We start from the raw sequence: 14,504 nt of genomic DNA, 5'->3' as shown, positions 1-14,504 counted from the left end.
TATGACAGAAGAACGTGTCGTCCTGATATCGGGGGCAAACAGAGGAATAGGTGAGGCGATTGCGCGCTTTCTTGGTGCTGCAGGATGGCGGTTGTCGCTCGGCATGCGCAGCCCGCAATTGCCCGAATGGGCCGATCCGCATCGTGTCCAGGTTGTAGCCTACGATGCAAGCGATCCATCGGCAGAAGCCGCATGGACCGAGCAAGCATTAGCGAGGTTCGGCCGTATCGACGCGATCATCGCCAATGCCGGCATCATGATCCCGAAAAACGTGATTGAGGCCGATGATGCTGATCTCGATGCCATGCTGGCGATCAATGTCAAGGCGCCGCGCCGGCTCGCGGTCGCGGCTTGGGACGCGCTTGGAAAAAGCGGACGAGGCCGCGTTATCATCCTTGGCTCGCTATCCGGCAAGCGTGTGAAATCTTCGACCGCCAGCCTCTATTCAATCTCCAAGTTTGCCGCGGTGGCCCTGGCTCATGGCATTCGCCATACGGGTTGGGACCTCGGTATACGTGCAACCGCTCTTTGTCCCGGATTTGTCGCAACGGACATGGCGCGCGCTCTGACCAACCGTGCTGACAATCTGCTGACCGATCCCGGCGACATCGCCCGGATCACGGCAATGCTTCTCGATCTTCCAAATGAGGCGAGCGTCGCCGAATTCACCATCAACTGCCAGTTAGAGGAATCCTATTAAATGCCCGGTCCCTATGTCGTGCGTGTGCACGGCGATGAAAATCTGCCTGAAAAAGTCGATGTGGTTGTTATCGGCGGCGGCATTATCGGAACGTCCACGGCGCTGGAACTTGCCGAGCGCGGACACAAGGTTGCTCTGTGCGAAAAAGGAGGCATCGGTCAGGAACAGTCTAGCCGCAACTGGGGCTGGGTGCGCATCTCCCGCCGTGACCCGCGCGAAGTACCACTGATGGCGGAGGCGCTGCGCATCTGGTCAGGCCTCGACAAAAGGCTGGGCCGTGATACAGGCTACAAACGCGCCGGCATCATATTCGCCTGCCCCGATGACAAGTCCTATGACGAGCATGAACGTTGGGGCCACAATATCGAGGGCTATCAGCTGCCGAGCCGAATGGTGAGCGGCAAGGAACTCGAAGATCTTTTGCCGGGCGGTAGCATGAAACTCAAGGGCGCTCTTTATACGCCCGCCGATGGCCGTGCCGAACCGCAAAAGGCCGCACCCGCAGTCGCTGAAGCCGCGCGCGAAAAAGGCGCGGCAATCCTTACAGAGTGTGCCGTGCGAGGCATCGAGACGTCCGGCGGCAGGGTTTCGGGGGTTGTCACCGAGCGTGGACGCATCGCCTGCGACGCTGTCGTACTGGCCGGCGGCGCCTGGTCCAATCTCTTCTGCGGGCTTTACGGGATCGACCTGCCGCAACTGAAGGTGATGAATACCGTCATGCGCACGAAACCGCTCGAAGGCGGGCCGGAATCCGCGCTTTGGTCCAAGGATTTTGCCATACGGAAACGCCAGGATGGCGGTTATACGATTGCCTCCGGACACGAAAACATCGTCGATATCGTGCCGAAATCTTTTCGGTATGCATTCAAATTCCTTCCGGCGCTGAAGATGGAATGGGGATCGCTGTCGTTTCGCTTCGGTGGGCGTTTCTTCGACGAAGCCCGGCTCCCGACGCGCTGGAAGATGGATGAGGCCAGCCCTTTTGAATACAATCGCGTGCTGGATCCGAAGCCTTCATTGGATATGTCCAACAAGGCGTTCAACAATCTGAAGGCGGCCTTTCCAGTCTTCAACAAGGCGGAGATCGCGCAACGCTGGGCGGGCTATATCGACGTTACGCCGGATGCAATTCCTGTGATTTCCGCAGTGGATGAGATGCCGGGCTTTCACATCGCCACCGGGTTTTCCGGCCATGGTTTTGGCATTGGTCCGGCGGCAGGTCGACTGATGGCCGATATCGTGACCGGCCGCACGCCGGTCGTCGATCCCACAGATTTTCGTTTTTCCCGCTTCAGCGATGGATCGAAGGTGCGGCCACTCAGCGGTTTCTGAGATCGGCGTGGTTGAGGAGCCACGCCGTAATGAGAATGCTCTGCCGACTGGCAGATAGAATGCAAACAGGAACATTGAACACAAACCAATAAAGAAGGGAAACGACAATGTCTGATAAGCATCGAAATGCAATTCTCCACCCCAACCGGCGTCAGGCACTCGCCATGATGGGCATGGTTGGTGCAACTGGCCTGGTCATGCCGGGGATTCTTGGAAGAGATAGAGCCTATGCCGCTCCGCCCTCAGCGCCCAAGGGACAGGTGATTATCGGCTTCTCGCAGGAACCTACAGTATTCAATCCGCATATGCTGCATATCGAGGTCGATGAGGGTATCCATTTCAGCGTCTTCGATCCGCTATTCAACGTCGACCCGGAAGGGAAGTTTACGCCCGCCCTGGCGGTTGAAGTCCCGACAGTCGAAAATGGCGGTATCTCCGCCGATGGCCTCAACTGGAAGGTGAAACTTCGCGACGGCGTGAAATGGCATGACGGCAAGCCCTTCACCGCCGACGACGTAAAATTCACGCTCGATCTCGTCGTCGACAAGGATTTCCGTAGCGCGCGGCGCGCCGGCCACGACCAGGTGCGTGACATCAAGGTTGTATCGCCGACGGAAATCACTTGGCGTATGGAAAAGCCTTACGCGCCTTATGCTTCCATCCTAGCGGCGACGTTTATCGTGCCGAAACACATCCTGGAGCCGGAAAAGGACAGGAACACCGCACCGTTTAACAACGCACCTGTTGGTACAGGACCATTCAAGTGGGTCGAACGCGTCGCAGGCGATCACATCGAGCTTGCGGCCAACACCGATTATTATGGCGACGGTCCTTATCTCGAACGGGTCATATACAAATACATCCCGGACCTCACCGTCCTCTACACTCAGTTCAAGACGGGCGATATCGATGTGACCGGCCTGCAATGGATCACGCCGGATCACTACGACGAGGCGATTGCGCTGGAAGGCAAGGAGGTTCAGGTCGTTCCAGGCGCCACGGTGGAGTCAGTCACGTTCAATATGGAGAAGCCGCAGTTCAAGGATCCTGCCGTGCGTCAGGCGCTTTATTACGCGCTGGACAAGACCACCATCATCGATGCGCTTTATTATGGCTTGCCGGCTCCAACCGAGACCTACATGCCGCAGCAGTCCGTCTACTTCAACCCGGACCTGCCCAAGCATGAATTTGATATTGAGAAAGCCAAGAAGATACTTGACGATGCTGGCTGGAAGCCGGGGGAAGACGGTATTCGTGCCAAGGATGGCGTGCGTCTCTCGTTCACCAATTCGACGACGGCTGGCAACCATATCCGCGAACAAGTCCAGCAGTTCATGCAGCAGTCCTTCAAGGATATCGGGGTCGAGATGACAATCTCAAATCTGCCGCCTGCGGTCATGTGGGGTGAATACTGGATGCAGTCGAAATTCGATTCCGTGGTCGTCGGTATTAATTTCCTTACCGGAGCAGATCCAGATTCGTCGGATTATTTCCTTTCGACATCCATCAACGCCAAGGGTGGAGCAGGCCAGAACACCTCGCAATATTCCAGTCCGGAAGTCGACAAGCTGCTTGGTGAAGGTGGGCGCGTCTTCGTTCCAGAAGAACGCAAGAAGGCCTACCTCAAGATCCAGGAGATCATTCGCAATGATCTGCCTCTTTTGCCGATCTTCCAGTACGCCACAGTCCGAGGCCGCAAGAAAGGGATGACCGGTTTCACGCCAAACGTCAACAATCGCATCGACTCCTGGAACGTCGGGTCCTGGTACTGGGAGCAGGCATAAGATCCGCAGGGCCAGGGCGGCGATCCCTGGCCCTGACCTGCCTTCGAACCGTTATCGGAGATCGATACAATGACGCGCTACATATTGAACAGGCTCGGGCAAAGCCTTGTGCTGCTCGTACTGGTATCCATGATCGGCTTCGCGGTACTGAATCTCGCACCGGGCGGTCCCTTGTCGCAATTTGCGCTGACGCCCGGCATGACCCAGGCAGCCCTTGACCGTATTTCCGCTCAAATGGGCCTCGATCGGCCACTGATCGTGCAGTATGCGGACTGGTTCTGGCGCCTGTTACGCGGCGACTGGGGCAGGTCGTTCAGAGACAGCCGCCCAGTACTCGATGTTATTAGCGGGCATTTCGGTGCCACTCTATTGCTGATGGGCACCGCAACGGTGATTTCGGTCACCATCGGGACCTGGGTCGGCATCAAGGGAGCGACGAAGCGCTACTCCATTTTTGATTACGCGGCGACAGTTGGCGCGATGGTGGCGTTGTCCATCCCGACGTTCTGGTTCGGTCTCGTCGCGATCTACATTTTCTCATTGAAGCTCGGCTGGCTGCCGGCGGGCAACATGTACACGATCGGCAATGGTACGTTCCTGGACTATGCCATCCATCTCATTATGCCAGCCATGGTCCTGGCGTTGGTCGATGTCGCAGTCTGGAGCCGCTACATGCGTACCGCGACGCTCGATGTGATCAATCAGGATTTCGTCCGTACGGCACGCGCCAAAGGCATGACGCCGCGGCGCGTATTGATGAAGCACGTCGTCGGCAATGCTCTATTGCCGATGATAACCCTCGCGGGACTACAGGTGCCAACGCTTCTTGGTGGGGCGCTCGTCACCGAGACGGTGTTTACCTGGCCGGGGATGGGACGCCTTTTCCTCGATAGCCTCGGCTACCAGGATTACCCGGTGGTGATGGGGCTGCTGATGTTCTCGGCGATCCTCGTTCTTCTGAGCAACCTCGCGGCAGATTTGCTCACAGCATTCGTCGATCCGCGCATTCGGCTGACATAGGGAGATCGCGATGTCTGTTTCCTCCACGCCCATCAATCGCCCCATAAAATCCGGCTGGTGGAACAGCCGGACCTTCCGGCGGTTTGTTCGACACCGGCTTGCGGCACTTGGTGTCGTGATGGTGATCCTGCTGACGTTGGCCTGTGTCATCGGACCATATCTTCTTCCATACAATGATCTTTATATCGATCTTCGCGCGCGTTTTTCTCCGCCGTTTACCGGCTATCATTTTTTCGGCACAGACCCGCTGGGTCGTGACATTGCCGCGCGCCTTCTGATGGCGGGCAGGATCTCGATGCTTGTCGGTTTTGCCGCAATGATCCTGAGCACGATGATTGGCGCAACGATCGGTGTCGTCGCAGGATACTACGGTGGGCGGATCGGCACCGTCCTGATGCGGTTCGTTGATGCAGTCCTGTCCTTTCCCAGCATCTTCCTGCTTCTGGCGCTGGCTGCCTTCATCAAGCCCAGTCCGATCATGATCACCGTGATCATCGCGATCACCAGCTGGATGGAAGTCGCACGCATCGTCGAGGCGGAAGTGCGCTCGCTGCGTGAGCGCGACTTCATCATGGCCGCACGGATGCTTGGCCTCAGCAACCGGTGGATCATGTTTCGCGAGTTGCTGCCGAACGCGATGGGACCGATCATCGTCGCCGCTACGCTGACCGTGGCCAGAGCCATACTCCTGGAAGCATATGTGAGTTTCCTCGGCTATGGCATTCAGCCGCCGCTTCCGAGCTGGGGCAATATGCTTAATGGAGCGCAGCAATATCTGCAGTCCGCTCCCTGGCTGGCCATCATCCCGGGAGTGGCGATCACGCTGGCGGTCACCAGTTTCAATTTCATCGGCGATGGCCTGCGCGACGCGCTCGACGCCCGTAGCGACTTGAGTTAGGGGAGGGCGGATAGTGCCGGAATTCTCTCCCTTTGAAGCGACGCTTTGGTATGCAACGGCGGCACCTGCGCCTGAAACATCAACGTTGGAAGGCACGGCCAAGGCTGATGTCTGCATCGTTGGCGGGGGATACACTGGCTTGACGACCGCGTTGGAACTCGCGCGTTCGGGCGTGAAGGTCGTGCTCCTTGAGGCACAGGAGATCGGATTTGGCGGCTCTGGCCGGAATGCGGGACACTGTACCCCGACGTTCACGCATTATAGTTTGCCGGAACTTCGCAAGATGCTGGGCGAGCCTTGGGCGGAGCGGCTCATACAGCGTCAGACCCGCGCGAACGATCGTGTCGCGGAGATGATCTCGCGTTATGAGATTGACTGTGAATGGCAGCAGAACGGATATGTCATGGCGGCGCATACGCCGAGTGCCATGAAAACCATCGAAGAAAAGGCGCGGGACTATAACGCAGTGGGTGCGAAGACCCGCGTGCTCGACAAACGTGAGGTCGAGGCCGTCACCGGCAGCCCGCGATTCCATGGCGGTTGGTTTCATTCCGAAGCCGGACACCTCAATGCGCTTGGATATGCGCGCGGATTGGCACGCGCCGTGATCTCTGAGGGCGGTGCGATTTATACACATTCGGCTGTGGCAAAGGTTGAGCGCGAGGGTGGGGGATGGGCGGTTAAAACGTCCGAAGGCCGCGTCATCGCAGACAAGGTCATCTTTGGTACCGGCGCCTATACGGTCGGTGGCTGGCCCGGCCTGGACAAGACATTCAAGATTCAGCGGGTGTTCGTGGCGGCGACAGAGCCACTGAGGGAAGACACACGCCACGCCGTATTACCGCAGAACACTACCATCCACGACGGGCGCGGCGACATCTTTGTCTATAAATACAATGCCGAAGGCCGCATCGTTGCGTCGATGTTCCCGATGGGCCGACGGGGCCGGGATTTGGCATACACCAAAAAGGTGATGGCTGACCGGCTCAAATGGCTTCATCCGCAAATCGACCAAGACATCCGCTGGGACTATTTCTGGTTTGGCGAACTTGACATGCAATACCGTACGGTTCCGCGCCTCTACGATCTGGCTCCGGGTGTCGTCGCGCTGACCGGACTGTCCGGGCGCGGCGTGCCGACGGGGAGCATGCTAGGCGGCATTTTGTCGGAGTGGGCCCTTGGCGTGCCTGACAGGGATTTGGCGCTCAGGCTTGAGCCGCTGACGGCTGCGCCGTTCTACATGAATTTTGGACCGCAACTGACGCTACGGTATTACCGCGTCAGGGATTGGCTCACCGCGAAGCGGGACCACGCCGCACTCCCACCCCACCCCTGACCCTAGCCAGACCAATGCCGAAACCTCTTAATTGTCGACAATTTACAATGATTGTTGACAATTTACATTCTACATCCTAGTTTTCTGACGGCCCAATATCCGGCCGAACTTTGCATATTCATCAGGAGACAAGACGCGTGAATTTATCTTCCGACATCACGGCACAGGCCATACGTTTTATCGAACGCACGACCTATGAGGACCTGCCGGAAGAAGCGCTTGTCGTCGGCCGCCGCTGCATGGTTGACACCGTTGGCCTCTATCTCGCCGGCAGTCGCGAAGCGTCGGTGCGCATTCTTATCGAAGACGCCCTTGCTCAGGGAGGTCGAGAAGATGCGCCTTTGCCGGGCAACGGATCGGCGAGGGTGCCCGCATCACTGGCCGCTCGCGTTTGGGGGACTGCCGGGCATGCTCACGATTGGGACGATACACAGGTCTCCCATGATCCGGCTCATATCTATGGTCTGCTGACCCACCCCTCCGTTCCACCCCTTACTGCTGCGCTGATCATTGCCAGCGAAAAACGCAATTTGGATGGTCGGGACCTCATGCTCGCCTTCCAGCTCGGATTCGAAGTCGAGTGCAAGATTGCCGAATGGATGAAGCCGCGTCACTATCGCCGCGGACATCATACGAGCGGTACGGTTGGCACCTTTGGCGCGGCAGTTGCCGCTGCCAAGCTTCTAGGATTGACCGGAGACAAGCTCGCCCACGCACTCGGATTGGCGGCAAGTTTTGCCGCCGGTATCCGTGTCAATTTTGGCACCATGACCAAGCCGCTTCATGTCGGACGTGCGTGCGAAAACGGTGTCACTGCAGCACGTCTCGCTGCCGCTGGTTTCGAAGCGGATCCGGCTGCACTCGACGGCCCCTGGGGCTTCTTTTCCGTCATGGGCGAGGGCTTTGATGAGGACAAAACCGTGGCCGGTTTCGGTGCTCCTTTGACCATTATCGAGCCCGGCGTCAGCATCAAGCCATACCCGTCGGGTATTCTCACCCATCAATCAATGGACGCGATGCTGAAGCTGGTCCTGGATCACGATCTGAAACCACAAGAGGTCGAACGCATCCGCTTCTTTGCAGGCAAAAATATCATCGAGCCTATTCGCTATCCGATAGCGCAAAATCATCTCCAGGCTAAATTTTCGATGCCCGCCCTGCTAGCCATGATTGTACTGTGCCGCCGCGCCAGTCACCATGAATTCGAAGACGCGTTTGTAGCCGGAGACGCCATGCAGGACCTGCAAGCTCGTACGGATGTCATCAACGATCTTGAGATCGATGCGCTCGGTTATGACAAGATCCGTTCGCGTATCGAGGTGATCACCAAGGACGGGCGTACGTTGATACAATGGGCCGATGAGCGCTACCGCGGCGGGCCTTCCAATCCGATCAGCGACGCTGGACTTCAGGACAAGTTTCGCATGTGCGCGCAGGGCGTCATTGATAGTGGCAGCCAGAGTGAGCTTTTGGCGCTTGTGCGCAGCATTGATAAAGGCGCGGATGTTAAACGACTTGTTGGACTGATCAGCGGTGAACGGGAACTCGCGGCAAAATGATCTGAGAAAGTAGAAAACCGTTCTGAAGAAGCGGTACTTGAAGGGAGAGAGACAATGCATTTCATGAAATTGATCGGGAGGACGGCGCTCGGCCTTGCCACTGCCGCTATCTTATCCAGCGCAGCGGCTAAGGCCGATCCGCTGCCTTATCCCAATAAAGTTGTGACGCTGGTGACCCATTCCAGCCCTGGCGGCGGTAGTGACGTCTTCCTGCGCGAAATGACGAAGTACCTGGGCAAGTATATTGGCGCTACGTTTATCGTGGAAAATGTCCAGGGCGGCAGTGGCGCAAAGGCCATGGCACGCGTTGCGACAGCGCCAGCCGACGGAAGTGTCTTTTATGCGACCACACCGACCTACATCTACACGTCGCTGATGAGCAAACCGCAAAATACATATAAGGACATGGATCCACTGGTGAACATTTTCGCCGATAGCGAGGTGATCTATACGCGGACTGATGGGCCTTTCAAGTCACTGAAAGACGTCATCGACCATGCAAAGAAGGAACGCGGGCGTTGGGGCGCGGCCAATCCCGCATCGCTGGAACGTCAGGCAGCCGAGCAACTGAAGAAGGCAGCAGGCGTCACGCCTGCAATTGTCACCCACGAGGGCGGTGGCGATATGATGCTAAATGTTCTCAATGGCACGCTCGATATCGGCATTGGCGAAATCCAGGAATTGCGCTCGCAGCTCGATGCCGGCAAGATCACTTTGCTTGCCACATTCAATCCTGAACGCATTACCGAGAAGCCGGATGTGCCAACTGTGAAAGAATCGGGTTTTGACGTCAGTCTGGTCAAGTTCCGTGGCCTCGCGGGGCCCAAGGGTATTCCGGAATCCACAACCGCAATTTGGGATGAAGCGGTGAAGAAGCTGCTCGAGGATCCGGACTACAAGAAGGCGTATACTGCTGAAGTGCTCGTGCCTCAGTTCATCGGGCACAAGGACTATCCGGCTTTCATCGATAATTTCGGATCGACAACGGGAGCTTTTCTGAAGTCGACAGGCGCCATCAAATAATAACGCGAGGGGATCGGCCTTCAGCCGTCCCCTATGTCGTATGAGGGCCACCCTATGTACAAAGATCTTATCAGCGGCGTTGTCCTTCTTGCCGTCTCCGGAACGTATTATGCCTGGTCCAGTCAAATCGCCGACAGCACCTTGTCCGATGAAGTGGGTGCCACGGGGTTGCCGCGTGTGCTGTCCGTCATCCTTGCCATTCTTGCTGTACTTTTAATCGGACGTGCGATGCTCCTCAGACGAGCTCGAACAGCGACCGCGGCAGCAGACGCCGACGAGGGTGACGCCGGCTTGCCGCGCGCGATCGGCTTTCTCCTTCTGGGTGCGGTTTACGTTTTTGTCCTTCCGTTTATCGGCTATGTCGCCGGTACCGCTCTCCTGATTGGTGCCGTTGCGTTGTATGAGGGCGCTCCCCGCCACTGGGTGGTGGTGGCAGCGGCGGTTGGCGGTGCGGTGTTCTACTGGGCGATTTTTGTCAAACTGCTCGGCGTCCATCAGCCGGTAGGCACGCTTTTCCAGGGAATGTTCTGATGACCACACTCTGGGACATCATCCACCTCCTGACTGAGACGCCACTCTTCTTCGTTGCCATTGGCGGGCTTACCTGGGGCATCCTTGGTGGCGCTTTGCCGGGCATATCCGCGTCCATCACCATGGCGCTCGTTCTTCCTTTCACCTACACGATGGACCCCGCTCAAGCGATTGCGCTGTTGGCATGCGTCTATATCGGGGCTGAGTATGGTGGCTCGATCCCGGCGATTCTCATAAGAACGCCTGGAACCAACTCTTCCGCTGCCACCGTTATCGATGGCTATGAGATGAACCGGCAGGGGCGTGCAGGCGAGGCACTAGGCATCTCGCTGATGTCGGGCGTCGTTGGAAGTCTCTTTGGACTAGCGATGCTGATTTTGCTGACCGAGCCCCTATCCTGGCTGGCGCTGGCTTTCACGCCGCCATCCTATTTCGGTCTCGGCATCCTCGGCCTTAGCGTGATCGCCTCCATGAGCGGAGGGTCATTGATCAAGGGCCTTGCGGCCGCGACTGTCGGATTGATGATCGCGACTGTGGGCACGGATCCGATCTCCGGCGTTACACGCTTCACCTTCGATATTCCCGATCTTCTTGGTGGTATTGAACCCGTACTTGTCATGGTTGGCCTGTTCGCGCTTACCGAGCTCATGAGCCAATCCGGCTCGTCGACCGTCCTGCAACTGAATGAGACGATCAGGATCAAGCTACCGAGCTGGTCAATGATGAACAAGCTCAAGCGCTCGCAAACTATCGGCTGTATTCTTGGTCTGTTCGAGGGCCTGACACCAGGTGGCGGCGGGTCCATCGCAGCTTTCATGTCTTACAACGAAGCCAAGCGCTGGTCGAAGACGCCGCAATCCTTTGGCAAAGGATCCGAGGAAGGAGTCGCAGCGCCAGAGGCGGCCAACAACACGGTTGCAAGTACCGCGCTGATCCCGCTGCTCAGCTTCGGCATCCCAAGCTCCAATTCTACAGCCGTGCTGCTTGGCGGCTTGCTGATGCACGGGCTCATCCCTGGCCCCCGCCTCTTCGAGCAGAGCGCGCAGGTCATCGACAGTATCTACGTCGGCTCGTTCATCGCTATCATTGCACAGATCGGTGTTGGTATGATCATCCTGCCCGCCTGCATCTGGCTTGTTAACAGACCACGGGCTTACCGCGCCGGATTTATCTTTGCGTTGATCCTGTCAGGCATCTTCACCCTGAATAACAGTCTGTTCGATCTCGGCATTGCACTTGCACTCGGCCTGGTTGGCTATCTCATGAGGATCGCCGGTTTCCCCGTGCTGCCGATGATCCTTGGTGTCGTGCTCGGCCACATGGTGGAATCGAGCTATCGCCGTTCGCTCGTCCTGTCAGGCGGCGAACACATGATATTCCTTCAGGATCCGATTGCCGTTTGCCTGCTGTCGATCGCTCTCATCTTCGTCGTCTTTTCGCTTAGCCGCGAATTCCGCGACGCCCGCAAGACCAAAATCGAGGAAGCGCATTCATGAACCATTCCGTTCCGACATCGACACCAGTGGCGGTCAAACTAGCCGCCTTTGCCGAGGAGGCGGCGCCGCCATCTGCGGTCGCCGATGTCTGCCGCCGCCTGATATTCGATATTATCGGCCTTTCCATTGCTGCAAGACACACGGACTATGTGCAGGCCGCGCTCGCCAGTGCAGTGGATGAAGGGTCGTGCACGCCCTATGGTCATGATCGCGGCCTCGGGCTCTACGATGCCGCGCTCGTCAATGGCACAGCCGCCCACGGGGAGGACTATGACGACACTTTTGAGGGCGGACCCATCCACGCCGGGGCGGTGATCGTCTCGGCTGTCTTGGCGATCGCCGAAAAACGCGGCCTCGATGGCAAGGCAGTGATGCGCGGCATTGCGGTTGGTTCCGAATTGATGTGCCGGATGAGCCTTGTTGCACCACAGGCGACCCACAAGGCCGGCTTCCACCCGACTGCAATATTCGGGGCTCCAGCAGCTGCAGCCGCCGTTGGTGCGGCGCTTGGTCTCGACGCCGCGACGATCGGCAGAGCACTCGGCATTTCCGGCAGTCTCGCCTCCGGCATCATCGAATATCTCGCCGATGGCAGTTCGACCAAGCGCCTGCATGCCGGAGCTGCGGCACAAGCCGGGTTGCGCGCTGCCCTTCTTGCAGAAGGAGGGTTCACCGGACCTATCACGGTCTTCGATGGTTCGCATGGGTTCTACAAGGCCTTTGCTCCGTCGAAGACGCCAGATTTCGTACCCCTGCTTGATGGACTAGGCAAAAAGTGGATCCTCGAGACACTGGCGTTCAAGCCTTACGCGTGCGGGACCATGACCCAACCCTTTATCGACTGCGTGAGGAAGCTGGCAGCCACAGGCGTGCTACCGGCGGACATCGTTTCCATCACTTGCAAGGTAGGCGAGGGCACCGTTCATCGCCTGTGGGAACCACTCGCTGAAAAGCATCGGCCACCCAATGGCTATGCCGGAAAATTCTCCACTCCTTTCTGTATGGCAGTCGGTTTCCTCGACGGTGAGGCGGGTCTCGGGCAGTTTACCAATGAACGCGTCAAGGACCCCGAAGTGCGAGCGCTCGCAGCGAAGATCTCCTATGAGATCGATCCGAACGATCCTTATCCCAAAAACTTCACCGGCCACCTCAAGGCAACCCTGAAGGACGGAACCGTGCACGAATTCAAACAGCCCTACATGCGCGGCGGCGCACATGAACCATTGCCGGATGCTGAACTGGCTGCCAAGTTCGAGGCCAATCTGCGTTTCGGCGGCTTTGACAGCGGCAGGATCGCAGCATTGCGCAGTTCACTCAATGAGATAGCAGAGGGCAGAAAAGTCAATTTGAGGGCGGCACGGGCATGAGCGAGGACAATCGTGAACTCAAAGGACGCGTCGCGCTGGTAACGGGTGCATCGCGCAATATCGGCCGCGCTATCGCGCTTGCGCTGGCCGAGGCCGGTGCTTCGATCGCCATCATCGCAAGGTCGGATCAGGCGGCGGCTGAATCCGTGGCGCGCGAAGTAGAAGCACACGGCAGCCGGGCCACGGTGCTTCTCGGCGACGTCGCGCAAGAGGCCGACGCGGCGCGGCTTGTCGCTCAGACTGTCGACGTTCTCGGTCGTCTTGACCTTCTCGTCAACAATGCAGCCATCCGGCGGGAGGCCCCGGTTGAAAAACTGTCCTTCGCCGATTGGCGCGAAGTCATGGGTGTGACGCTGGATGGAGCGTTTCTGATGAGCCGCGCTGCAATCCCCCATCTGATCGCAGGTGAGGGGGGAGCAATCGTCAATATCGGTGGTCTTACCGCCTATACCGGGGCGATGAACCGCGCCCATGTCATTTCGGCCAAGGCTGGGCTTGATGGGTTCACCAAGGCCTTGGCGCATGAGCTTGGGCCGCGGGGTGTCACTGTGAATCTGGTCTCGCCCGGAATGATCGATACCAATCGCGCCCATACCTCATCCGGAGGCGAGCCGGCGCACCATAATACGACGCGTACACTGGTCGGCCGGCGCGGAACGCCGGACGAAGTTGCGGATGCGGTGCTCTATCTTGCCGGCCCGGCAGGGCGCTTCATAACGGGACAAACGATGCATGTGAACGGTGGGGCTTTCCTGCCCTGAAGCGCGGTGCGGAGTGGTCACGACAATATGTGCTGAACACGTGAAATTGCCGGTTGACTAACGCCATCAGGCGACCCAAGACGAGATCAGCGCGTATCAAGTTAGAGTCGTTCAGCCAAGCAACGGACACAGCCCTTGATTTCTCCAGTCCCTGCCTCTCCGCCAGAAACACCACGCCTTCGTTCTCTCTTCTTCCTTTGCTTCAAGATCGGAGTCTTGAGTTTCGGTGGAGGCCTCAGCGGCTGGCTCTACAGGGAGTTCGTCCTAAGCAAGCGCTGGATCGACGAAGAGGATTTCTCGAGCAGTCTGGCGATTTCGCAAATGCTGCCTGGTGCGAATGTGGTCAATCTGGTCATCTGCATGGGTGAACAATTGCGCGGGCCTGTAGGCGCATTGGCCTGCGTTCTTGGCTTTCTTGTCGGCCCGTTCTTTGCGGTCGTCGGTCTTTGCCAGTTGTTCGATGCGCTTGCCGGCTATCCCTTGTTGCCCGTGATTTCGGACGGTGTGGCCTTTGCTGCAATGGGCCTCCTGATCATCATGTGTGTTCATGGCGTTCGCAGGGCGATGCGATTCCCTCCATCCATCATTACCATTGCGGTGACGGCGATACTTGTCGGGATTTTCCGCTTTCCCCTCATTCCGGTTGCTTGCGTCATCGCCCCGATCAGCGTCGCTCTGGCCTGGCGGAGAATCTAAG

General features: G+C 57.9%; 13 protein-coding genes. All 13 read left to right on the top strand.

Translation table 11 applies throughout. The features are described 5' to 3' along the window. The first annotated feature begins 1 nt into the window (after position 1). Positions 2-700 (top strand): SDR family NAD(P)-dependent oxidoreductase, encoded by a 699-nt coding sequence (locus C7476_RS13945; protein ID WP_114430519.1) that lies wholly within the window; start codon positions 2-4, stop codon positions 698-700. Further along, complete coding sequence (locus tag C7476_RS13940; protein WP_114430518.1) at positions 701-2,032, top strand: NAD(P)/FAD-dependent oxidoreductase; 1,332 nt, start codon at positions 701-703, stop codon at positions 2,030-2,032. Between the two features lie 107 nt (positions 2,033-2,139). Then, entirely contained in the window at positions 2,140-3,816 is a 1,677-nt protein-coding gene (locus C7476_RS13935; RefSeq protein ID WP_114430517.1) for a peptide ABC transporter substrate-binding protein, read from the top strand. A 69-nt stretch (positions 3,817-3,885) separates the two neighbouring features. After that, entirely contained in the window at positions 3,886-4,836 is a 951-nt protein-coding gene (locus tag C7476_RS13930) for an ABC transporter permease (RefSeq protein WP_114430516.1), read from the top strand. 10 nt (positions 4,837-4,846) lie between these two features. Continuing rightward, positions 4,847-5,734: an ABC transporter permease gene (locus tag C7476_RS13925; protein ID WP_114430515.1), complete on the top strand. Its 888-nt coding sequence runs from the start codon at positions 4,847-4,849 to the stop codon at positions 5,732-5,734. A 13-nt stretch (positions 5,735-5,747) separates the two neighbouring features. Further along, a complete protein-coding gene (locus C7476_RS13920) occupies positions 5,748-7,070 on the top strand; it encodes an NAD(P)/FAD-dependent oxidoreductase (RefSeq protein ID WP_114430514.1) in 1,323 nt (440 codons plus the stop codon). 137 nt (positions 7,071-7,207) lie between these two features. Further along, entirely contained in the window at positions 7,208-8,629 is a 1,422-nt protein-coding gene (locus C7476_RS13915) for an MmgE/PrpD family protein (protein ID WP_114430513.1), read from the top strand. Between the two features lie 54 nt (positions 8,630-8,683). Then, positions 8,684-9,652 (top strand): Bug family tripartite tricarboxylate transporter substrate binding protein, encoded by a 969-nt coding sequence (locus tag C7476_RS13910; protein ID WP_114430512.1) that lies wholly within the window; start codon positions 8,684-8,686, stop codon positions 9,650-9,652. 54 nt (positions 9,653-9,706) lie between these two features. Continuing rightward, positions 9,707-10,183, top strand: coding sequence for a tripartite tricarboxylate transporter TctB family protein (locus C7476_RS13905; protein WP_114430511.1), 477 nt, complete (start codon positions 9,707-9,709; stop codon positions 10,181-10,183). Beyond that, the gene (locus tag C7476_RS13900) at positions 10,183-11,679 is read left to right on the top strand and encodes a tripartite tricarboxylate transporter permease (protein WP_114430510.1); all 1,497 of its coding nucleotides are present in this window, start codon (positions 10,183-10,185) and stop codon (positions 11,677-11,679) included. Before C7476_RS13905 ends, C7476_RS13900 begins: the two co-directional genes overlap by 1 nt. Continuing rightward, positions 11,676-13,046 carry an MmgE/PrpD family protein gene (locus C7476_RS13895; protein ID WP_114430509.1) on the top strand — a complete coding sequence of 457 codons (1,371 nt, stop codon included), beginning with the start codon at positions 11,676-11,678 and terminating at the stop codon, positions 13,044-13,046. Before C7476_RS13900 ends, C7476_RS13895 begins: the two co-directional genes overlap by 4 nt. After that, positions 13,043-13,807, top strand: coding sequence for an SDR family NAD(P)-dependent oxidoreductase (locus C7476_RS13890; RefSeq protein WP_114430508.1), 765 nt, complete (start codon positions 13,043-13,045; stop codon positions 13,805-13,807). The genes C7476_RS13895 and C7476_RS13890 overlap by 4 nt, the downstream gene beginning before the upstream one ends. A gap of 135 nt (positions 13,808-13,942) precedes the next feature. Next, positions 13,943-14,503, top strand: coding sequence for a chromate transporter (locus C7476_RS13885; protein WP_114430507.1), 561 nt, complete (start codon positions 13,943-13,945; stop codon positions 14,501-14,503). The last annotated feature ends 1 nt before the right edge of the window (position 14,504 follow it).

This window comes from Phyllobacterium bourgognense, assembly GCF_003337575.1.
Lineage (GTDB): Bacteria > Pseudomonadota > Alphaproteobacteria > Rhizobiales > Rhizobiaceae > Phyllobacterium > Phyllobacterium bourgognense.
The sequence above is the reverse complement of the archived record's forward strand: the minus strand, read 5'-3'. Positions and strand labels throughout refer to the sequence as shown.